At 70.9% G+C, this 22,715-nt stretch carries 17 protein-coding genes; 8 read left to right on the top strand and 9 right to left on the bottom strand.

What is annotated here, in order from left to right; all coding sequences use genetic code 11:
• Positions 1–19: 19 nt before the first annotated feature.
• From mmsA to OHT01_RS27165, 6 genes are all read left to right on the top strand, one after another.
• Positions 20–1,570 (top strand): multiple monosaccharide ABC transporter ATP-binding protein, encoded by a 1,551-nt coding sequence (gene mmsA / locus OHT01_RS27190; protein WP_328555734.1) that lies wholly within the window; start codon positions 20–22, stop codon positions 1,568–1,570.
• Entirely contained in the window at positions 1,567–2,811 is a 1,245-nt protein-coding gene (gene mmsB / locus OHT01_RS27185; protein WP_328555733.1) for a multiple monosaccharide ABC transporter permease, read from the top strand. Before mmsA ends, mmsB begins: the two co-directional genes overlap by 4 nt.
• Before the next feature lie 52 nt (positions 2,812–2,863).
• Entirely contained in the window at positions 2,864–4,009 is a 1,146-nt protein-coding gene (locus OHT01_RS27180) for an aldose epimerase family protein (protein WP_328555732.1), read from the top strand.
• Between the two features lie 230 nt (positions 4,010–4,239).
• Positions 4,240–5,940 (top strand): pyridoxal phosphate-dependent aminotransferase, encoded by a 1,701-nt coding sequence (locus OHT01_RS27175; protein ID WP_328555731.1) that lies wholly within the window; start codon positions 4,240–4,242, stop codon positions 5,938–5,940.
• Positions 5,941–6,502: 562 nt separating this feature from the next.
• Entirely contained in the window at positions 6,503–7,267 is a 765-nt protein-coding gene (locus tag OHT01_RS27170; protein ID WP_328555730.1) for an intradiol ring-cleavage dioxygenase, read from the top strand.
• Positions 7,268–7,473: 206 nt separating this feature from the next.
• A complete protein-coding gene (locus OHT01_RS27165) occupies positions 7,474–10,461 on the top strand; it encodes a beta-galactosidase (RefSeq protein ID WP_328555729.1) in 2,988 nt (995 codons plus the stop codon).
• Here the strand turns inward: OHT01_RS27165 and arfA are convergent.
• From arfA to OHT01_RS27120, 9 genes are all read right to left on the bottom strand, one after another.
• A complete protein-coding gene (gene arfA, locus OHT01_RS27160; RefSeq protein WP_328555728.1) occupies positions 10,458–11,960 on the bottom strand; it encodes an arabinosylfuranosidase ArfA in 1,503 nt (500 codons plus the stop codon). The genes OHT01_RS27165 and arfA overlap by 4 nt on opposite strands.
• Positions 11,961–12,105: 145 nt before the next feature.
• Positions 12,106–13,074, bottom strand: coding sequence for an arabinan endo-1,5-alpha-L-arabinosidase (locus OHT01_RS27155; RefSeq protein ID WP_328555727.1), 969 nt, complete (start codon positions 13,072–13,074; stop codon positions 12,106–12,108).
• A gap of 18 nt (positions 13,075–13,092) precedes the next feature.
• On the bottom strand, positions 13,093–13,971 hold the full coding sequence (locus OHT01_RS27150; RefSeq protein ID WP_328555726.1) for a carbohydrate ABC transporter permease: 879 nt from the start codon (positions 13,969–13,971) through the stop codon (positions 13,093–13,095).
• On the bottom strand, positions 13,968–14,909 hold the full coding sequence (locus OHT01_RS27145) for a carbohydrate ABC transporter permease (protein ID WP_328555725.1): 942 nt from the start codon (positions 14,907–14,909) through the stop codon (positions 13,968–13,970). Before OHT01_RS27145 ends, OHT01_RS27150 begins: the two co-directional genes overlap by 4 nt.
• A complete protein-coding gene (locus tag OHT01_RS27140) occupies positions 14,906–16,264 on the bottom strand; it encodes an extracellular solute-binding protein (RefSeq protein WP_328555724.1) in 1,359 nt (452 codons plus the stop codon). The genes OHT01_RS27145 and OHT01_RS27140 overlap by 4 nt, the downstream gene beginning before the upstream one ends.
• A 185-nt stretch (positions 16,265–16,449) precedes the next feature.
• Entirely contained in the window at positions 16,450–17,340 is an 891-nt protein-coding gene (locus tag OHT01_RS27135; RefSeq protein WP_328555723.1) for an SMP-30/gluconolactonase/LRE family protein, read from the bottom strand.
• Positions 17,337–18,110: an IclR family transcriptional regulator gene (locus OHT01_RS27130; RefSeq protein WP_328555722.1), complete on the bottom strand. Its 774-nt coding sequence runs from the start codon at positions 18,108–18,110 to the stop codon at positions 17,337–17,339. Before OHT01_RS27130 ends, OHT01_RS27135 begins: the two co-directional genes overlap by 4 nt.
• A gap of 249 nt (positions 18,111–18,359) precedes the next feature.
• Positions 18,360–19,520: a helix-turn-helix domain-containing protein gene (locus OHT01_RS27125; protein WP_328558281.1), complete on the bottom strand. Its 1,161-nt coding sequence runs from the start codon at positions 19,518–19,520 to the stop codon at positions 18,360–18,362.
• A 275-nt stretch (positions 19,521–19,795) separates the two neighbouring features.
• Positions 19,796–19,948, bottom strand: coding sequence for a hypothetical protein (locus OHT01_RS27120; protein WP_328555721.1), 153 nt, complete (start codon positions 19,946–19,948; stop codon positions 19,796–19,798).
• Positions 19,949–20,217: 269 nt separating this feature from the next.
• Here OHT01_RS27120 and OHT01_RS27115 point away from each other — a divergent pair, with 269 nt between their 5' ends.
• Positions 20,218–21,195 (top strand): DUF3068 domain-containing protein, encoded by a 978-nt coding sequence (locus OHT01_RS27115; RefSeq protein WP_328555720.1) that lies wholly within the window; start codon positions 20,218–20,220, stop codon positions 21,193–21,195.
• 270 nt (positions 21,196–21,465) lie between these two features.
• On the top strand, positions 21,466–22,617 hold the full coding sequence (locus OHT01_RS27110) for a glycosyltransferase family 4 protein (RefSeq protein WP_328555719.1): 1,152 nt from the start codon (positions 21,466–21,468) through the stop codon (positions 22,615–22,617).
• Positions 22,618–22,715: the final 98 nt, after the last annotated feature.

The raw sequence follows: 22,715 nt of genomic DNA, 5'->3' as shown, positions 1-22,715 counted from the left end.
GTGATTGGAAGGCACGACCATGGCGGGACCCGTCCTGGAAATGCGCTCGATCGTCAAGACCTTTCCCGGCGTCAAGGCGCTGTCGGACGTCAACCTGACCGTCCAACAGGGCGAGGTCCACGCCATCTGCGGTGAGAACGGCGCCGGCAAGTCGACCTTGATGAAGGTCCTCTCCGGCGTCCACCCGAGCGGCAGTTACGAAGGGGACATCCTCTTCGAGGGGGAGGTCTGCTCCTTCAAGGACATCAGGGCCAGTGAGCAGCACGGCATCGTGATCATCCATCAGGAACTGGCCCTGGTGCCCTATCTCTCCATCGCGGAGAACATCTTCCTCGGCAACGAGCACGCCACGCGCGGGCTCATCAGCTGGACCGAGACGCTGCGGCACGCTTCCGAGCTGCTGCGGCGGGTCGGCCTCGACGAGAACCCGCAGACCCGCGTCGCCGACATCGGCGTGGGAAAGCAGCAGCTCGTCGAGATCGCGAAGGCGCTGTCGAAGAAGGTGAAGCTGCTCATCCTGGATGAGCCGACGGCCGCCCTGAACGACGAGGACAGCGGCAAACTCCTGGATCTCATCCTGGAGTTGAAGACCCAGGGCATCACCGCGATCATCATCTCGCACAAGCTGAACGAGATCGAGCGGGTCGCGGACTCGGTGACCATCCTGCGCGACGGGCGGACGATCGAGACGCTCGACGTGAAGGCCGCGGAGACCACCGAGGACCGGATCATCAGCGGCATGGTCGGCCGCGACCTCGAACACCGCTTCCCGGAGCGGACGCCGCACGAGCCGGAGGCGGGTGCGGCGCCCGCGCTGGAGATCCGCGACTGGACCGTGTTCCACCCGATCGACCAGCAGCGCAAGGTGGTCGACGACGTGTCGATCTCCGTGCGGCGCGGCGAGATCGTCGGCATCGCGGGACTCATGGGCGCCGGCCGCACCGAACTGGCGATGAGCGTCTTCGGGCGCTCCTACGGCCGGTACGCGGGCGGCACGGTGGTCAGGGACGGCGCGGAGATCCGTACGAAGACCGTGTCCGAAGCGGTCGGGCACGGCATCGCGTACGTCACCGAGGACCGCAAGCACTACGGGCTCAACCTCATCGACACCATCAACCGCAACATCACGCTGAGCGCCCTGGGCAAGGTCGCCAAGCGCGGGATGGTCGACGAGCACGCGGAGCGGCAGGTCTCCGAGGGCTTCCGCACCTCGATGAACATCAAGGCGCCGACCGTCTTCGAGCCGGTGGGCAAGCTGTCCGGCGGCAACCAGCAGAAGGTCGTCCTCAGCAAATGGATCTTCGCGGGTCCCGAGGTGCTGATCCTCGACGAGCCGACCCGCGGGATCGACGTGGGTGCCAAGTTCGAGATCTACACGGTCATCGACAAGCTGGCGGCCGAGGGCAAGGCGGTCGTCTTCATCTCCTCCGAGCTGCCGGAGCTGCTCGGAATGTGCGACCGCATCTACACGATGGCCGCGGGGCGGCTGACGGGTGAGTTCTCGCGGGCGGAGGCCTCGCAGGAAACGCTGATGCGCCAGATGACGAAGGACAAAGAGGTAACCCGATGAGCACGGATGTGACCGCCAAGACGCCGGCCCCGGCGCCGGCCGGCAAGAGCGGCTCGGACGCCGGAGAGAACCTGCTCCAGCTGATGCTGCACGGCATGCGCCGCAACATGCGGCAGTACGGCATGCTGTTCGCCCTCGGTCTGATCGTGGTGCTGTTCGCCGTGTGGACCGGCGGAGACCTGCTGCTGCCGCGCAACGTCTCCAACCTGGTGCTGCAGAACAGCTACATCCTGATCCTCGCGATCGGCATGATGCTGGTCATCATCGCGGGCCACATCGACCTGTCGGTCGGCTCGCTGACGGCCTTCGTCGGCGCGGTGGGCGCCGTGCTGATGGTCGACCACAACATCCCCTGGCCGATAGCCGTGGTGCTGTGTCTGGCCATGGGCGCCGCGGCGGGCGCCGCACAGGGCTTCCTCATCGCGTACGGCGGCATACCGTCGTTCATCGTGACCCTGGCGGGCATGCTGACCTTCCGCGGTCTGACCGAGATCTTCCTCAAGGGCCAGACGATCGGCCCGTTCCCCGAGGGTCTGCAGAAGGTCGCCAACAGCTTCCTGCCCGAGGTCGGACCCACCACGAACTACCACAACCTCACGCTGCTGCTCGGCATCGGCCTGATCGCGTTCGTGGTGATCCAGGAGGTCCGCGACCGCAAGCGGCAGCAGGAGTTCTCGCTCGACGTCCTGCCGAAGAACCTCTTCCTTCTCAAGCTCGTCGCGCTGATCGCCGCGGTGCTCACCGTCACCATGCTGCTCGCCAGCTACAAGGGTGCTCCGGTGGTCCTGCTGATCCTGGGCGTCCTGGTCGCCGGCTTCGGCTACCTGATGCGCAACGCGGTCATCGGCCGGCACATCTACGCGATCGGCGGCAACCTTCCGGCGGCCAAGCTGTCGGGTGTGAAGGACAAGAAGGTCACCTTCTTGGTCTTCCTCAACATGGGCATGCTCGCCGCACTCGCGGGCCTGGTCTTCGCGGCCCGCTTCAACGCGGCCTCCCCGAAGGCCGGTCTGAACTTCGAACTCGAAGCCATCGCGGCCTCGTTCATCGGCGGTGCGTCGATGAGTGGCGGCGTGGGCACGGTCCTCGGCGCGATCATCGGTGGTCTCGTCCTGGGCGTGCTGAACAACGGTATGAACCTCGTCGGCATCGGCAGCGACTGGCAGCAGGTCATCAAGGGCCTGGTGCTCCTGGCCGCGGTCGGGTTCGACGTGTGGAACAAGCGCAAGGTCGGTTCGTAAGTCAGCCGGGCCCCGCCGAAAGGCGGGGCCCCTCCATTTGGGCAGGAGCCGCATGGAAACGAGCAGACGTACGGTCATAGCAGCGGCGGCGGCAGCGGGATTAACCGCGGCCACCATCGGCACGGCGCACGCCTCGGGTGGCGGGAAGCCCGAGAAGGAACTCTTCGGCAGGCTCGCCGACGGGACCAAGATCTACCGCTGGTCGCTGGCGAACGGCGGCACGCGTCTGAAGGTCATCTCCTACGGCGGCATCGTCCAGTCGCTGGAGATCCCCGACCGGCACGGTCACTACGCCAACGTCTCCCTCGGGTACGACAACCTGGCGTCGTACGTCGCCGGGACCACGTTCTTCGGGGCGACGATCGGCCGCTACGGCAACCGCATCGCCAAGGGGCAGTTCACCCTGGACGGCAAGAGCTACCAGCTCTCCGTCAACGACGGCGTGAACAGCCTGCACGGTGGCGCCAAGGGCTTCAACACCAAGGTGTGGGACATCGAGGGCTTCACCTCGGGCTCCGACGTCGGCCTGCACCTGTACTACACCAGCGTCGACGGCGAGATGGGCTACCCGGGCACGCTGAAGGTGAGGGTGACGTACACCCTCACCGCGCACGGCGACTGGCGCATCGACTACCGGGCCACCACCGACAGAGCCACGGTCGTCAACCTCACCAACCACACGTACTACAACCTCGCCGGTGAGGGCAGCGGCGGCATCTACGACCACGAGCTGCACCTGGCCGCGGGCCGCTTCACACCCACCGACTCGGGACTCATCCCCACCGGTGAGCTGGCGAAGGTCGCCGGCACCCCCTTCGACTTCCGCACGGCCAAGCCGATCGGCCGGGACATCCGCGTCGGCCACCCGCAGCTGGTCACCGCCAAGGGCTTCGACCACAACTGGGTCCTCGACAAGGGCGTCACCACCCGGCCCGAGCACATCGCGACCCTGCGCGACCCGAGGTCCGGCCGCACCCTGAAGATCGCGACGGACCAGCCGGGCGTGCAGTTCTACTCGGGCAACTTCCTGGACGGCACCCTGGTCGGCCCCTCCGGTCGCACCTACCGGCAGGGCGACGGCATGTGCCTGGAGACCCAGCACTTCCCGGACTCCCCGAACCACCCGTCGTTCCCCTCGACGGTACTGCGGCCGGGGCAGACCTACCGGACCTCCACGGTGCACTCGTTCGGCGCGTGACCCGGACCGCACCGGTGCACGCGTCCGGTGGGTGACCGGACCCCGCACGTAAATGCGTTCGTCGTGTGACCGGACCTCACAGTCGGTTCACAAAGTCCGCACGATTGCGCAGTGATTGAACAGCGCCACATCCGTGTCCGTATGGAAGGGCGGCCCGCGCTCCCCCGCGCGGGCCACCCAAAGACGGAGGGCCCGTCCTCCCCAGCGGGCTCGCCCCACACGGAGGTTCCATGGCCGGCAATGTCACCTCGCTCTTTCGCGGCACCGCGGCGCACAGCCCGTCGATGGCCGCACTGACGCGGGAGGGCGACGGAGCCGGCCCGGTGGACTTCTGCATTCCCTGCAACCCGTACTTCCCCACGCCCGCGATGTTCGACGAACTCGCGAGCCGGTTGCGGGAGATCATCACCTACTACCCGAGCAGCGCCGACACGATCACCAGTGAGCTGTGCTCGCTGCTCCAACTTCCGCCGCAGTGCGTCGCGATGGGCAACGGTTCGACCGAACTCATCACATGGATCGATCACTTGCTGGTCCGTGAGTCCCTCGCGATACCCGTCCCCACGTTCGGCCGCTGGACCGACCAGCCGATGGAGACCGGCAAGCGGGTCGACATGTTCCCGCTCCAGGAGTCCACCGGTTTCGCGCTCGACCTCGCCGCGTACGCCAAGTTCATCCGCGCGCGCGGCACCAAGGTCGCCGTGATCTGCAACCCGAACAACCCCGACGGCGGCTTCCTGCCGCGCCAGTCGGTCATCCAGTTCATGGACGCGATGGCCGACCTGGACCTGGTCGTCATCGACGAGTCGTTCCTGGAGTTCGCCGACGCCGAGTCGGAGCCCAGCGTGGTCGAGGACGCGGTCATGCGGCCCAACGTCATCGTGCTGCGCAGTCTCGGCAAGAACTTCGGCCTGCACGGCATCCGCTTCGGCTACATGGTCGCCAACCCCTCGCTGGCGGGCAAGGTCCGCTCGATGCTGCCGAAGTGGAACCTCAACTCCTTCGCGGAGACCGTGGTGTTCATGCTCAAGAACCACGGCAAGGAGTACATGGAGAGCCTGCACATGGTCCGCCGCGACCGGCTGGACATGGCCCGCCAGCTCTCCGCGCTGCCCGGCCTGACGATCTACCCCTCGCAGGGCAACTTCCTGTTCGTACGCCTTCCCGTCGGCGCCGAGGGCACGGTGGTCCGGGACCGGCTGCTCACCGAGCACCGCATCCTGGTCCGCGAGTGCGGCAACAAGGTCGGTTCGTCCAGCCGCTTCCTGAGACTCGTGGTACGTCCGCAGACGGATGTACGCCGCCTGGTGTCGGGCCTGGAACAGGTGCTGTTCGGGTCCAGGAAGGAAACCGCCGTACCCGAGCTGAGCAACGGGACCGGCTACAGCTCGGGTACGGCCATGGTGGACCGTCTCGTCGGCTCGACCAACGGAGCGGGAATGCAGGGGCTGGCCGCGCAGGCGAACGCCTGGCCCGGACAGCCCGCGCCCGCGCCCCAGCAGGTCGCCGCGGCGGCCCCGCAGCCCAGCCTCCCGCCCGGCCCGCCCGTACGGCCCGCCTCGCCCTATCCGGTCCAGCAGCCCGTCCAGCAGCCCGTGGCCGCGGCCGCCTATCCCGCCCCGCAGCAGCCGATGGCGGCCCCCGGCTACCCCGGTCCGCAGCCCACCAACTGGCCGGCCGCGGCCCAGGGGCCGGGCGCGATGCCGGCCCAGACGCCGCCCGCGGCGATGGCCGGCCCGGCCCAGTCGGCCGGTCTCCAGCCCGCCGCCCAGACCGGAATGCCAGGCATGGCCAACCCCGCCTCCATGGGCGCGCAGGGCGGTCTGACGGCGGCCCAGGTCCGGGGCAGGACGCAGCCGGAACCACCGCCTCCCCCAGCGGACGGCGGCTGGGGAGCCGTCGGCGCGATGCTGTACAACCAGGCCGGCTAGGGCGTGTTTCGAAAGTAGCGTCGTCCGCCCGGAGGGCGGGGCTCGCGGCGTCTGGTGCGGTGCATCGCAAGGCGGAGGGTCGTCCGCGTACTGGGCGTACTCGGGCGATCCCGACAACGCGGCGAGGCGCCGTGCCAGGCGTCGCGAGCCAGACGGGACTTTCGAAACACGCCCTAGGCCACTCATCTCTCCGGGCGGACCTCCGCGCGGCCGGGCCACGGGCCCGCCGCCGGGAGCCGCCCATGACCTGCGGCGCGGGCAGGGCAGAAGGACGCCCGCCCGGCGCCGCGGGACCCCTGTGTCCGGCGCCGCGAACCCGGCGCCGGACACCACGGCGCGGTGCCCGCGGAGCCAGGGCACCGACCCGCTCGTCCTTCGCCCGCACCCTTCTGCCGTCACACCCCTGTGCGGCCGGAAACCGGTGCGTGCCCCGCTCCGGAACGGGGCCGGGCAAGGTGTCCAACAACGAGCTTGACGGGCTGTCACTTTGCGGAACTGACAGCCGACCGACAGCATGCGCTCCTACGGTGCCGTGTTCATGACAGCTTCCCCCTCGAAAGACATGTCAGAGGCACCTCTCGGACGCCGAACCGTACTGGTCGCCACGGGCGTCACCGCCGCGGCCCTGGCCGTGGGCGCCGCGGCACCCGCCGGCTCCGCCCCCGCCCCCGTCACCGACGTGACGGACGCGGCCCCGGCCGCCGCGGCGGCCGTCTGCACCCTCACCAAGGAGATGACCGAAGGCCCCTACTACCTCGACGGACAACTCGTCCGCGCCGACGTCACCGAAGGCAAGGCGGGCGCCCCGCTCAAGCTGGCCCTCACCGTCGTCGACGACTCCACCTGCGCGGCGATCGGCAACGCCCTCGTGGAGATCTGGCACTGCGACTCCCTCGGCGAGTACTCCGGCTTCGTCGGCAACAACGGCCACAGCGAGGCGGACGACGGCACGTTCCTGCGCGGCGGCGTCCTCACGAACTCCTCCGGCGTCGCGAACCTCACCACGATCTACCCCGGCTGGTACCGGGGCCGCTGTGTGCACATCCACGTCAAGGTGCACACCGGCGTCACCCTCACCTCCGACGGCTCCTTCACCGGCGGCACGGAACTCCACACCGGTCAGCTCTTCTTCAGCGAGACGATCACCACGGCCATGGCCAAGGTGTCCCCGTACTCGACCAACAAGGTCACCCGCACCACCCTGACCCAGGACTCCGTCTACGACGGCGGAGGGGCCTCCTCCGGCCTCCTCACGCTGACGGCCCTCGGCAGCACCACCTCCGCCGGATACACCGGCACCCTGACGCTCGGCGTCCAGAGCGACTGACCCGTACTTTCCCCCCACGGAGGCCGGGGGCGGCCCGCGACCGCGCGGGCCGCCCCCGGCCGCGCCCATACCGCGTAATCTCCCGCGCCGAGATCGTCATATCACCATTAAATGACCTGCCCCTGTGGACAATGGCCGCACCTCCCCCGGGTTCTCGGGCTCGGACCGAGCGGGGGAACCCCATCGCCGTCCCCGGGAGGACCCGTATGGTGTTGAGCAGACGTACCTTCAGCGCATTCGCCGGAACCGCCGCGCTCGGCCTCTCACTGAGCGGCAGCGGGGGCGACGAGGCGACCGCGGCCGGAAGGACGCCCCTCGCACCCACCGGACCCGCGCCCGCGCCCCCCACCGCCGACGGCAGGCCGCACACGGTCGGCTTCGACCGCTACTCGATGCTGATCGACGGCAGGCGCCTGGTGATCTGGTCCGGGGAGATCCACCCGTTCCGGCTGCCGAGCCCGTCCCTGTGGCGGGACATCCTGCAGAAACTGCGCGCGCACGGCTACAACGCCGTCAGCATCTACGTCGCCTGGAACTACCACTCGCCCGCCCCCGGTCAGTACGACTTCACCGGGGTCCGCGACCTCGACCTCTTCCTGCGGACCGCCGCCGAGACCGGCCTGTACGTCATCCTGCGCCCCGGCCCGTACATCAACGCCGAGGTCGACGCGGGCGGTTTCCCCGGCTGGCTGACCGTCACCCCGGGGGTGGCCCGCACCTCCGACCCGGACTATCTGAAGTACGCCGACGAGTGGCTGACCGCCGTCCACCGCATCGCCGCCCGCCACCTCTACACCGACGGCGGCGGCACGATCGTCCTCTACCAGTTGGAGAACGAGTACGACAACCACGTGGCCGAGCCCACCGGCCGCGCCTACATGGCGCACCTGTACGCCAAGGTGCGGGCCGACGGCATCGACGTGCCGCTGTTCCACAACGACAAGGGCAGGAACGGGCATTGGGCCCCCGGCACCTTCGACACCGGCGGCGAGCGAGGGCGTTACCTCTACGGCTTCGACGGCTACCCCTCCCCCTTCAGGACACCACCGGACTGGGGGCACTTCGGCCCCGGCGGCATGAAGGGCGGCTCGACCGCCAGTCCGGACACCCCCGGATTCATCCCCGAGTTCGGCGGCGGCTGGTTCGACCCCTGGGGCGGGGCCGAGTTCGACGGCCTGGGATACGCGGAGTCCCGCCGCACCAGGAACGCGGCCTACGAACGGCGCTTCTACCTCACCAACCTCGCCAACGGCATCACGGTCCACAACGTCTACATGACCTTCGGCGGCACCTCCTGGGGCTGGCTGCCCGCGCCGATCGTCTACACGTCGTACGACTACGGGGCCGCCTTCGACGAGGCGCGGCAGCCGACCGACAAGCTCGTCCCGATGCACCAGATCGGCCAACTGCTGCACTCCGTACCCGACATGGCGAAACTCGACCCCGTCGAGGCCGACCCCGACGGCACCCCGGTGCCAGGTCCCGGCATCACGGCGTACCACCTGGTCAATCCGGACACGAAGGCGCGCTTCCAGGTGCTGCGCAACGACTCGCCCACCGAGACCGTCGCCTCCGTCGCGCTCGCCGGGACGACCGTCGCGGTGCCGGTGCCCGGCCTCGACGCCCGGCTGCTCGCCGCCGGCATCGCCCTGGGACGCCGGAGGCTGAGCTGGTCCACCGCCCAGCCGATGCTGTGCCTGACCGCCGGGCGGCAGGACATCGCGGTGTTCACCGGCCGGGCCGGCGAGTCGACCCGCACCTGCGTGGAGTCGGCGGGCGAGCCGACGGTCACCGTGCTGGAGGGCGACGCCGCACACGGCTACGGGGACGGGGTGCTGCGGATCGACGCCGTGCTGGACGGCGTCACCCGGGTCCGGGTGGACGGCGGCGGTGTCGCCGCTCCCCTCCTGCTGCTGTTCGCCGACGACGAGAGCTCCCGCCTGCTGTGGCGCCACGACACCCCGTCGGGTCCGGTGCTGGTGCTCGGTCCGGCGCTGCTGCGCACGGCCGCCGTGCACGGCACGAGCGTCCGGCTCACCGGCGACACGGTACGGGCGGCGGACCTGGAGGTGTGGGGACCGCGCGGGGTGAGCGAACTGGTCTGGAACGAGAAGAGGCTGAAGGCCCACGGGACCCCCTCCGGCAGCCTGCGGGCCGAACGGCCGCTGGCCGGTGTGGACCAGGTGCGGCTGCCCGCGCTGACCGCCTGGCGCCGGGCCGAGGGGAATCCCGAGTCGGCGGCCGACTACGACGACAGGGCCTGGCGGGTCACCGACAGGACGTCCTCGTCCAGCATCACTCCCGTACCCGCCGGGCAGCCCGTGCTGTTCGCCGACGACTACGGCTTCCACTACGGCGACGTCTGGTACCGGGGCCACTTCGCGGACGCGGGCGCCGCCGAGTCCGTGTCCCTGTCCTATACGGCGGGCGCCCAGGGGCTGTTGATGGCCTGGCTGGACGGTGTGCCGCTGGGCACCCACCGGATGCCGGTGCCGGACAAGAAGACCGTGCGGCAGGGGACCTGGGCGGCCACCGCCACCTTTCCCGTCCGGCCGCGCGGCGGGCCCTCGCACGTGCTGTCCGTCCTGGTCCGGCGGATGCAGCACGACGAGGACGGCAGGGCCGACGACACGCACAAGGCGGCCCGGGGGCTGACGGCCGCCGCCTTCGCCGGGGCCGCTCCGGCGGTCCGGTGGCGCATCCAGGGCACGGCGGCCCCCGATCCGGTGCGCGGACCGCTCAACACCGGCGGTCTGCACGGGGAACGGCACGGCTGGCATCTGCCCGGGTTCGCGGACACCGGCTGGAGGACCGTCGGCCTCCCGCGCGCCGAGCGGCGGCAGGGGGTCACCTGGTACCGCACGGGCTTCCGGCTCGCCGTCGACACCGGTGTGGACGCGTCGATCGGGCTCACCCTCACCGACGATCCGGCGCGCGCCTATCGCGTCCAGATCTTCCTGAACGGCTGGAACATGGGCCAGTACATCAACGACGTAGGACCCCAGCACACCTTCGTCCTCCCCAACGGGGTGCTGCGCACACGGGGGCCCAACACACTCGCCCTGGCGGTGCTGTCCGACGGGACCACGTCCGCCGGCCCCGGGCGGGTGGAACTGACGCTGCTGGGCAGCGCGGCCGGAGGAGTACCGGTGAGCCCGGTGGCCTCCCCCGGCCCCACGACCGTCACGCCCTAGACCAGCCGGATCATGTTCCAGGACAGCGGCTCCAGGACGGCGTTCAGCGTGCCGTCCCGGAGCGTGGTCCCCTCGACCGGGTGCGGGGTCACCCGCTCCTGGTCGTGCAGGGTGTTGGCGGCGTCCGGGTCGGCGTCGGCGAGCGCGCTGTGCTCGGCGACCGTCGTCAACCCCAGCCGGTTCAGCGCGACTTCGAGCGGCAGCGGCTCGGTCCGGCTGCGGTTGACGGCGAAGACGGTCACCGAGCCGTCCTCGGCGCGCACCGCGGTGGCGTGCAGCAGGTCCGCCTCGCCGTACTTGCGCGTGGCGTACGTCGGCGAGTCCACCCGGACGTCGAGGACCTGCCCGCGCCCGTGCGCCGAGGCCTGCGCGAACGGGTGGAACGTCGTCTGCCGCCAGGCCGGACCGCCCGGTTCGGTCATGATCGGCGCGATGACGTTGACGAGCTGGGCCAGGCAGGCGACGGTCACCCGGTCCGCGTGCCGCAGCAGCGCGATGAGCAGCGAGCCGAACACGACCGCGTCCGTGACGGTGTAGACGTCCTCCAGCAGGCGCGGGGCCTCCTGCCAGTCCTCGACGGGGTGCGGGTTGGGCCGGCTCTGGTACCAGACGTTCCACTCGTCGAAGGAGAGGTTGATCCGCTTCGTGGACTTCAGGCGGGCGCCCACGTGGTCGCAGGTGGCCACCACGTTCTCGATGAACGACTCGGTGTCGACGGCGGACGCGAGGAAGGAGTCCCGGTCGCCGTCGGTCTCCTCGTAGTAGGCGTGCAGGGAGATGTGGTCGACGAGGTCGTACGTCTCGGCGAGGACGGTCGCCTCCCATGCGGCGAAGGTCGGCATCCCCTGTCCGGAGGAACCGCAGGCGACGAGTTCGAGGTCCGGCTCGATCTGCCGCATCGCGCGGGCGGTCTCGGCGGCGAGCCGGCCGTATTCCTCGGCGGTCTTGTGGCCGGTCTGCCAGGGGCCGTCCATCTCGTTGCCGAGGCACCAGAGCCTGATGCCGAACGGGTCCTTGTCGCCGTGCGCGATCCGCAGGTCGGAACGGGCCGTCCCCGAGGGGTGGTTGGCGTACTCCTGGAGCTCCAGGGCCTCGGCGACCCCGCGCGTGCCGAGGTTGACGGCCATCATCGGCTCGGCCTCCGGGCCGATCTTCTTCAGGAAGCCGATGTACTCGCCGAGCCCGAACCGGTTGGACTCGGTGGAGCGCCAGGCGAGGTCGAGACGGCGCGGCCGCTCCTCGGCGGGGCCCACCGAGTCCTCCCAGTTGTAGCCGGAGACGAAGTTGCCGCCGGGGTAGCGGACGGCCGTGACGCCGAGCTCGCGGACCAGCTCCAGCACGTCCGTGCGCAGGCCCTCGGCGTCCGCGGCGGGATGGTCCGGTTCGAAGATGCCGGTGTAGACGCAGCGGCCGAGGTGCTCGACGAAGGAGCCGAAGAGACGGGGGTTGACCTCGCCGATGGTGAAGGCGGGGTCGAGGGCGAAGCGGGCGGTGCGCATGGTGTCCTTTCGGGGGCGCCTTGGGGCTGGGGGGTGGCTTGCGGGGCGGGGCGGCTCGGGAGCCCGGGTGGCTCGGGGGCCGGGGCTCGGGGCGGCCGGCCCTGCCGGGGGCCGGTTCGGGGTTCGTGGGGCGCGCGCGGGTGCGTCAGGTGACGACGGGCCAGCCGCCCCTCTTCCAACTCAGCCTGTTCAGGCCCAGCTTGGGCGTGCCGTTGTCGTCCGCGTCGTAGTAGTGGTACGCCAGCCAGTCCTGGCCGCGGTCCTTGAAGACCGACTCGCCGCCGGGGCCGATGTAGCGGCCGTGTCCGGCCAGCAGGAGATCGCCGCCGCCGTCGAGCATCGGCGTTCCGGTGCTGTCCGTGTACGGGCCGGTCACCGACGTCGACCGGCCCACCCTGATCTTGTACGTGGAGTTCACGCCCGCGCAACACGTGTCGTACGAGGCGAACAGGTAGTAGTAGCGGCCGTGCCGGACCACGTAGGGACCCTCCACCGCGTACGGCGCGTCCGGGCGGGTCGCCAGGTGGTGGACGGGGGCGTCCGGCAGGGCCTTGCCGGTCCACGGGTCCAGCTCGACCATGCGGATGCCCGTCCAGTACGAGCCGAACGTCATCCAGAGTCTGCCGTCGGCCCGGGTCACGGCCGGGTCGATGGCGTTCCAGGTGTCGGCGGTGTCCGAGGTGAAGGCCTTGCCGTGGTCGGTCCAGGTGCCGGGCAGCCCGCTCGGGGAGGTGGCGAAGCCGATCGCGGAGTGGTTGGTGCCCCAGGAGGAGACCGCGTAGTAGAGCCAGTAGCGGCCGGCGCGGTAGGAGATGTCCGGGGCCCAGGCGTCGCCGGTGGAGTTGTACTCGTACCACCAACTCGGTGGAGAGGCGAAGGCGTTGCCCGCGTCGTCCCACTGGACCCGGTCACGGGAGAGGCGTGCGCCGATCACCCCGCCGGTCGAATAGGCCACGTATCCACCGGACTTGAGGTGGATGACGGTGGGGTCATGGATGATCTGCTGTCCGGTGATCGGCTGCGGGTCGGGGTAGCCGACGTCGGCCCGTGCGGTGCTCGGCAGCAGGGCGACGACCGCAGCGGCGAGCAGGGCGGCGAGTCTGGGTGCGGTCAACTGGGGCTCCTCGTCCGGTCACTGGCCGGCCAGACCGGTGTGGGCGACACCCCGCACGATCTGGCTCTGGAAGAAGACGAACACGACGATCAGCGGGAGGCCCGCGATCAGGCCGCCCGCCATGAGCTGCGGCCAGATGATGCCGAAGGAGTTCTGCACGGTGGCGATGCCGTTCGGCATGGTCATCAGGTCGGGATTGTTGGTCACCATGTACGGCCACAGGAAGTTGTTCCACGAGGCGATGAAGGTGAAGATCCCGACCGCGGACAGGGACGGCTTGGAGAGCGGGAGGACGATGGTGAAGAAGATCCGCCAGCGGCCCGCGCCGTCGATGAACGCGGCCTCCTCCAGCTCGCGGGGCAGCGACTGGAAGAACTTGTAGAGGATGTAGACCATGGCCGCCGGGGCGCACTGCGGCAGGATCATCCCCCAGTAGGTGTCGACCATGCCGAGCGACTGGACGGTCGCGAAGAGGGGGACGCCGAGGATGGCCGGGGAGAACATCAGGCCCGCCATCGTCAGGGCCATCAGGGCGGACTTGCCGCGGAACTCGGTGCGGGCGAAGCCGTATCCGGCGAGGGACGCGACGAGCAGCACGACGAAGGTGACGCAGACCGACACCACCAGGGAGTTCACGAACCAGTTGGGGATGTTGCCGGCCTCGATGACGCTCTTCCAGGACGCCGCCGTGAGGTGCTGCGGGATCCAGTGCGGTGAGGTCACCGATTCGGTGGGGGTCTTCAGCGAGGTCGACAGCGCCCAGCCGAGCGGGGCCATCCACACGAGGGACAGGGCGGCGGCGACCGCGGTCAGCGCGATCTGTCCCGGCGTCCAGGTGCTGCGGGCCTTGCGCGGTACGGGAGTCGGGTCTGCGGTCGTCGGGGCGGCGGTGGTCATCGGGCGTCCTCCTCGCGGAGCCGCAGCAGCCACATCCGCCCGAGGGCGACGGCCGCGATGATGAGGAACAGGATGAAGGAGATCGCGGAGGCGTAGCCCACGCGGTAGCTGGTGAAGCCCTGTTCGAGCGTGTACTGGACGAAGGTCCGGGTCGATTCCTCGGGCCCCGGGCCGAACTGGTACATGACGACGGCCTGGTCGAAGACCTGGAGCGAGGCGAGGACCTGGAGGGCGAGCACCAGGCCCGTGATGGTGCGCAGGTTCGGCACGGTGATGTGCAGCACCCGCTGGAGAGCGTTCGCCCCGTCCAGTTCGGCCGCCTCGTAGAGGTGGTGCGGGATGTTCTGGAGCGCGGCCAGGTAGAGCAGGAAGGAGAAGCCGACCGTCCACCAGAGGGTGGCGACGACGACCGCGATCATGGCGGTGGACTTCTGGGTGAGCCAGGGGGTGTCGATGCCCAGGACGTGGTTGACCATGCCGTTGGTGGGCTGGAACAGCCACCACCACAGGTTGCCGACCACGGCCGACGGGAGCAGGAACGGCGCGAAGAAGCACAGCCGCCACAGCCACTTGAGGTGGGTGATGTGGTGGGCGATCAGTGCCATGAGCAGGGCCACGACGACGATGCACGGGACGACGTAGAGGGTGAACTGGACGCTGTGCCACAGCGAGTTCCACACCAGGTGGTCGCGGAACGCCTCACGGTAGTTGTCGAGGCCGATGAAGCGGGTGTGGTCGCCGGAGATGTTGGCGTCGGTGAGGCTGAGGTAGAGGCCGCGGACGACGGGCACGACGACGAACAGCCCGTACAGCACGAAGAACGGGGTGACGAACCAGCCGCCGTGCTGGAACCGGCGGCCCCAGCGGGCGCGGGCGGACTCCGTCGCGGTGGCCGTGCGGGGCCGCAGGCCGGTGGCGGGGGCGAGGGTGGTGGTCATGCCGCGGTTCCCTTCAGCTCCTGGGCGGCGGTGCGGCCGTCCATCGGATTCCGCGTGGCCAGCAGTTCCTCCAGCACGGACTTCATCCGGTGGGCGGCGGCGGCCGGTTTCGCGGAGCCGACGTTGGAGGAGGCGACGACCGGGCCGATCCGCTTGGCGAGGGTGCCGGTGGAGCCGGCGAACCAGATGCGCGGTTCGGTGGCCGGGTGTTCCATGGCCGGGCGGGAGTACTCGTTCTGCGGGGTCAGCTTGAGGTAGGCCGGGTCCTGGAAGGTCGGCAGATAGGCGGGGACATGACCGCCGCCCGCCCAGGCGGTGGCGTGCTTGACCATGTAGGCGGCCAGCAGGTGCGCGCCCTCGTTGGCGGCTCCGCCGCGGTCGGCCTGGTGCGGCAGGACGAAGGAGTGCGACTCGGCGTGGGTGGCCGGGGTGCCGAAGACCGGGGGCAGCGGCTGGGCTCCGTAGTCGACCTTCTCGCCGCTGAAGTACGGAACGGACCAGTTCCCCTCCCAGACGAACGGTGATCCGGCGAGGAACGCCTCGGCGTCGGTCTGGCCGACGACCGTGTACCCGTCGGCGACGTGCTGGTGGAGGAATTCCAGGACCTGGGTGGCCTTGTCGGTGTCGAAGGTGACGTCGGTGCGGTCGTCGTCGAAGTAGCCGCCGCCGAGCTGCTGGTAGAAGGCGACGAAGAACCACCAGGAGAAGTTCTGGTCGAAGGCGTGCAGGCCGAGGGTCTGCTGGCCGTCCTTGAGCTGCTTCCTGGCCGCCTTGAGGAGGGCGAACCAGTCGTCGGTGGAGGTCGCGGTCGGCAGCCTCCCGTCCGCGTCGAGCAGGCCGGCCTTCCGGCAGACGTCCTTGCGGTAGAAGCTGAGCTGGACGTGGATGTCGAGGGGCAGGGCGTAGAGCTTGCCGTCGACGATGCCGCGTTTCCAGAGCACGGGGTTGAAGTCGGCTTCCCGGACGCCGTACTTGGTGAGCAGGCCCATGTCCCAGGGGTCCAGGAGGCGGCCGGGCGCGAAGCCGGGGACACGGCCCTGGTGCATCACGCTGAGGTCCGGCGCGCGGTTGCCCGCGGCGGCCATCGCGAGCTTCGTGTAGTACGGGTCGCCCCAGGTGAGGGTGGAGTCCTTGACCGCGACGCCGGGATGTTCCTTCCGGAAGGCGTCCACCATCGCGACCATGTTGGCCCCGTCGCCTCCGGTGAACAGGTTCCAGTAACGGACCCGGGTGCTCGCGCCGGAGGCGAGTGCGTCCGCGCCGGTGCCGAGCGCGGCGAAGCCGAGACTGCCCGCGACCGTCAGCCCGCCCACCGCGGAGAGGAGTTGCCTGCGGTTCAGGCCAGGTCGTGCCATACCTTGCCCCCACTGTTCGAAATTTCGTCAGACGATCGCAACTTCGAACGGGACCGTAGATAGGAAGCGCTTACCCGTCAATGGTTTGCGCAAAAACGGTGGCGTGGAAACGCGAGTCCCCGCCCGGTGACCGGCACCTGACGGGGACTCGTGGCGTGACCGGCGACGGGACCGGCGGGTGTGGGCTACCCGGCGAAGGCCGGCTGGGGCAGGCCCTTGCCCGCGCCCGGGACGACGAGCAGGGAGCCGGACATCGGGTGCGGTGCCGTGAGGCCCGTACGTGCCGTGGTGATGTAGAGGTCGGTGAGGTCGGCGCCGCCGAACGCGCAGGCGGTGGGGCGGCGGACCGGCAGGTCGAGGACCCGGTCGAGGGCGCCGTCCGGCGTGTAGCGGCGGACCGCTCCGCCGTCCCAGAGGGCCACCCAGACGCAGCCGTCGGCGTCCACCGTCAGACCGTCGGGGAAGCCGTCCTCCACGGTGGCGAACGGGCGCCGGTTGACCGGGAGTCGATCGTCGCCGATGTCGAACACGTCGATGCGGCGGGTCGGCGAGTCGATGTAGTAGACGCGGCGGCCGTCGGGGCTCCAGCCGGTGCCGTTGCTGACGCTCACGTCGTCGAGGACCGGGCGGACCGTGCCGTCGGGGGTGATCCGCGAGAGCGTGCCCCCGCCCGGCGCCTCGTCGTACCGCATGGTGCCGCACCACAGGGAGCCGTCGGGGGCCACGGCCGCGTCGTTGGCCCGTCGGCCGGGCACGGGCTCCCGGTGCAGCCAGCGGAACGCCCCGGCGGAACCCTCGGCTCCGGCCGCACCGGCGGCGGATCCGCCGGACCCCGCCGGCCCGTAGAGGCCCACGCCGTCACGGAGGTTGACCACCAGGCCGCCGCCCGCGCGGGGCTTGGCCGCGCCGACGTGCTGCTCGGTGGTCATCACCGTACGGCGGCCGGAGGCGGGGTCGTAGGTGTGGATCCGGGAACGGAGGATGTCGACCCAGATGAGCCGCCGGGCCCGGGTGTCCCAGGTCGGGCCCTCGCCGAGCGCCGCGTCCGACCGGACGGCGACCTCGACGGCGGTCATCGCACGTTCCGGTGGCCGAGCCGCTCGGACAGGTCCGCGGCGCCCTTGGCCGCGAGCTGCTCCAGCTCGACGCGGCGGTCGTCGCTCCAGCGGATCATCGGTACGGAGATGGAGAGCGCGGCGACCACCTGTCCCGCCCGGTCGCGCACCGGGGCGGCGACGCAGCTCACGTCCGGGTTGGACTCGCGGCTCTCGACGGCGATCCCGCGGCTGCGGATCTCGGCGAGGGCCTCGCGCAGCGCGTCCGGCTCGGTGATGCTGTTGGGAGTCATCGCGACGAGGTCGGCGTCGTCGGGGACGCGCGAGGTCAGCTCCGGTTCGGAGAGGGAGGCGAGCAGCATCTTGCCGACGGAGGTGCAGTGCGCGGGAAGACGGCGGCCGGCGGCCGAGACCATGCGCACCGCGTGCGTGGAGTCGACCTTCGCGATGTAGATGACGTCCGTGCCTTCGAGGATCGCCACGTGCACGGTCTCGTCGCAGGTCTCGGCGACGGAGCGGGCGACCTGCTGGCCCTCGGCCGCGAGGTCGAGCTGCTCGGCGTAGCGGCTGCCGAGCTGGTACGGGCGCACCCCGAGCCGGTACCGTCCCGGCTGACCGGGCACCTGCACGATGTACGAGCGGGCGGCGAGCGTGGTGACCAGTTCGTGCACGGTGGTGCGCGGCAGCTGGAGTCTGCGCACGATGTCGGGGGCGGAGAGAGTGCCGTCCCCGTCGAGAAAGAGCTCCAGTATGTCCAGAGCTCGGGTCACGGCAGGTACGAGGCGTCCCACAACCGGCCCCCTATCTTTTGTTCGAAATTTCAACAGACGATCGGGATGACGAACGCAGGCCAGGCTAGTCATAGTGGCCTCGGGCGGGCAATGGTTTGGGGGTGGCCCCTGCCCGGAAGTCCCGTGACGGACCCCACGGCGCACCCGCGACCGACCCCACAGCCGCCCGCGGGAGGGACCTCCGGGTTGGATCCTCGCACCCGGCACGACGGCCGGACGGGCGGGATCGGCGGCGAGGCCTGCGGCCGGTCAGCGGCGGGGACGGGGGTCGCCGAGTTCACCGCGCAGGCGTTGCGCGCGGAGCACCAGCTCCAGCTCGAACCGGCGGTCGGGATCGTCGATCTCGTCGCCCCACAGTTCCCTGATCTGCCGGAGACGGTAACGGACGGTCTGCGGGTGGACACCGAGACGGGCCGCGACCTCGGGCGCGCCTCCCCGGGTCTCCAGCCAGGCCAGCAGCGTCGTCGCGAGCCGCCGGCCGTGGGTGGGCCCGCAGTGGGCGAGCGGTTCCAGACAGCGCAGGGCGAGATCGTCGATCAGCTCCTCCGGCTGGAGCAGCACCAGCGCCTCGGTGTGCTCGGTGCAGTGCAGGACCTCCCCGGCGGGGAGCAGCCCCCGCTCCATGAGGGCTACGGCGGCCTCCGCCCAGCGCAGCGACTTCACCGCTTCGGCCGTCGGCACCGGCGGCCCGATCGCCCCGGCCCACCCGGTCAGCGCCCGGTGCAGCAGCTCGGGGCGGCCCGCGGCGGCCGGCTCGGGCACGACCATGCGCGGCCGCTCGTACTCCATGTCGAGCAGCACGCCCGGCGCGACGGCGGGGGCGACGGCTTCCCGGGCCGGGCGCAGCAGGACTCCGACGGCCAGCCGGTCGGGCAGCGGCCAGCCGATCCGGGCGGCCCGTTCGACGAGCCCCTCGGTGTCGCCCCGGGAGTGCTGCTCGGAGAGCAGCAGTTCCATCAGGCGCCGCTGGAGACGCAGCCGCTCCCCGGCCTGCCGGGCGGCGGCCTCGGCGTAGCCGCGTACGGACTGGTCCACGAGACCGTCCAGGTACTCGTATCCCGCGTCGACGAGCTCGTACATCGCGGGGGGCGGGATGTCGACGCGCTGCCCGATCTCCGCGAGCCGCCGCCAGGCGAGTCTGACCCCCAGCCGGTAGATCGCCTGGAGCGCGTCGAGGGTGCGGCCGTGCACGCCCTCGCCGCGGCCGAATTCCTGGAAGACCTCGGGGTGGACGCGCGGGCGGCCCTCCGGCGTCTCCAGGTGCTGGACGAAGACCTCGATGGCGCGGCGGATGCCGACCAGGGCCATGGGCTCGCCTGACTCGTCGAGGACCAGGGGCAGGTGGGGGTACTCGCGGCGGATCTCGCGCAGGATCTCCTCGGCGAGAACCGGCGCCTCGGCCATGGCGATCGTCGCGAACTGCCGTACCTGGAGGCGGGGTACGTCGTGCCAGGCCGAGCGGGCGGTGGCGGCCGCCGGGCGGCCCGGTGCCGTCCGGTCGGGGTCCGGGACGCCCGGGCCGGTACCGGGTGGGCGACCGCGGCCCGTCTCCGAAGGGCGTGCTCGCCCGGAATCCGCCGCGCCGGGGTCCCCGCGCGCCCCCGGGAGCCCGGCCCGGCCCGGCCGGGAGGAAGCCTCGCCCCCGTCCGGCAGCGTCGGCCGTACGCCTCTGCGGCTCGGCACGGTCAGCGCTCCTGACCGGCGTTCCGGTACGTGATCAACGGCGTGTTCGGCTGGTCCGGGGTCGCGTCGAGCACCGCCACGATACCGAGGGCGGCACCCACGGCGAGTACGGCGGCGACGACGACGGTGAGCGCGGTGGCGAGCAGTCTGGACATCGCAGGGTCAGCCTCTCTGTCGGAGGTCGTCCCCACCCCGGGAGCCCGCGCGGCCACGGCCGAGTGGTCCCACGGACACCGCCCACACCGACCCCGCCCGGCAAGTGCCCAGTCTCGACAATGCATTGACACTCCGTCAAGAGTGCGCCTACGGTTCCCGGCCCATACCGCACGTGCACTTTCTCCCTCGGTGTCGACGCATCCGTATCTCCTCGAACCACCGGATACCACCCGCGCGTCGAGCCTTCTCACGCCCCTGGAGTGCCCGGATGCGCCGGAAGTTCTCACCCCTCTCCCTGATCCTCATAGGCCTCGGCACGTTTCTCCTCGTGCTGGCCCCGATGCTCGTCTGGTACGTGGAGCCGCGTGCCGCCGTGAACCCGATCGACATCGACACGACCGCCGTCTACACCGGCACCGGCAGTGTCTTCGACGCCGGCCGGGTCGAGACCGTGCCCGGCCAGAACATCACGGTCACCCAGGTCGTACGCGGTGACGTCGCCGACAGCGAGCGCAGCGGGAAGGCCGTCTGGGACGTGACGACGACGGTCGACACGGACCGGTCGCTGCCCGCGGCCGACCCCCACGACGCCCTGGAGTTCACACCGGGCCGCTGGGTCACCGACCGCAGGTCGAACGAGCCGGTGCACTGCTGCCAGGAGCACCCGTACTTCGAGGGCGAGGCCTACCTGAAGTTCCCCTTCGACGTGCGCAAACGCGCGTACCGCTGGTGGGACGACTCGCTGGGCGCGCCCGTCACCCTGCGCTACGAGGGCACCCGGAAGATCCGCGGATACGAGGGCTACCGGTTCACCGGAACCGTCCCCGCCACCCGGACCGGGACCCGGCTGGTGCCGGGCGCGATCGTCGGGGAGCCGCAGCGCGCCCAGGTGCTCGCCGAGGAGTGGTACGCCAACCACCTCATCGAGCTCGTCGTGGACCAGCGCACCGGGCGGGTGATCTACGCGCAGGTCGGCCCGCGCCGGACGCTGCGCGCCCCGGGCGGCGAGAAGGACGCGGCGGTGCTGCTGGACAGTCCGAAGCTGGCCTTCACGGCCGCGACTCAGCGGGACCAGGTCGCACAGGCGAAGTCCGAGAGCGGCCAACTACGTCTGCTGGGGCGGACGTTGCCGATCGGTGCCGCTGTGGCGGGGTTCGTCCTGGTCGCGGTCGGCGCCGTTCTGATGGTGCGTGGGCGGCGTGATCCCGGTTCGTCCGGATCGTCCCCCACTTCCTTCACGATGTGATGTGCCGTCAGCTCCACAAAGCCCCGAAATTGTCACGCCGGTGAGTAGCCGACGCGAACGGCTCGGCGAAAACTGTCCAGCCCCACCCGAACACAGCCCGTCCACAACCCACCCACAGCCCCGCGCCGGCAAGTACCCGCACCCCGACCGCCGGGCGTCCCCCCGGCTCCACCCACCCGACAGCACCCGGGGCCGCACGATCACCGCCGATCCGCGCCCCGTCCCACCCCCCACATCGAGTTCCGCACCCCGAGACGAGTTGGAGCACCCATGCCCCAGCACGTGCCGTCCCCGCTGCGCACCGCGTCCCCGCGCCCCGCGCAGTACCCTCCGGCGTTCCCCCCACACCCGCGCCGCATCGTCTTCCTCGCCCGCCGCGATCTCGGCAATCCCGCGGCGGGCGGCTCCGAACTCCTGGTCGACCGGCTGGCCGAGGGGCTGACCCGCCGGGGCCACCAGGTCACCCTGCTGTGCGGTGGCCCCGCGTCCTTCCGCGACTACCGGGTCGTCTCGGCGGGCGGCGACCTGGGCCACTTCCTGCGCGCCCGGCCGGCCCTGCACCGCCGCGTCGGCGACTGCGACCTGCTCGTCGAGGTCTGCAACGGGCTGCCCTATCTGGCACCCCTGTGGCACCGCGGTCCCACGCTCTGCCTGGTCAACCACGTGCACACGGATCTCTGGCCGATGCGGTTCGGCGGGCCGCTGGCGCCCGCCGCCCGGATCGGCCGAAGACTCGAACACTGGGCGCTGGCCGGTGCGCAGCGCGGGAACCTGCTCGTCGCCGTCTCGCCGTCGACCGCGCACGCCCTGCACACGATCGGGGTCGAGCGGGACCGCATCCGGGTCGTGCACAACGGGGTCGAGGAGCCGGGGCCGCGGTCCGCGCGCTCGCCCGAGCCCCTGTTCGTGGCGATGGGACGGCTCGTGGAGTACAAGCGGATCGATCTGCTGCTGCGGCTGTGGGAGCGGGTCCGCCCGGTCACCGGCGGCCGGCTGGTCATCATCGGCGACGGTCCCGAGCGTGAGCGCCTGGCACAACTCGCGGGTTCCGGGGTCGAGTTCACCGGCCATGTCTCCGAGGCCGAGAAGCACCGGCTGCTGTGCGCCGCCTGGCTGCTGGTGCACCCGTCCGCCGTCGAGGGCTGGGGCCTCGTGGTCACCGAGGCGGCCGCGCGCGAGACCCCGGCCGTCGCCTTCGACGTACCCGGCCTGCGGGACTCCGTCGTGGACGGCGAGACGGGGGTGCTCGCCCGTGGCGAGTCCTCCTTCGCGGCGGCCTGGTGCACCCTGGCCCTGTCCGGCCAGCACCGCGCCCTGATGGGCCGGGCCGCCCGCGACCACGCGGCCCGCTACCGCTGGAACCACACGGTCCGCCGGTTCGAAGCGGTGGCCGTGGAGGCGGTGAGGGACTGGGCGCCGTGACGGACACCGGGCCCACCGGTGGAGACGTCCGGCCGGACGCCGAGCCGTCCGCCGGCAACGGCACTGGTGCGGGTAGCGGCACCGGCGCGGGTAGCGGT

Origin of the sequence: Streptomyces sp. NBC_00358 (assembly GCF_036099295.1) — a bacterium.
Taxonomy (GTDB): domain Bacteria; phylum Actinomycetota; class Actinomycetes; order Streptomycetales; family Streptomycetaceae; genus Streptomyces.
Note: the sequence above shows the minus strand (reverse complement) of the source record. Positions and strands in the feature narration are given on the sequence as shown.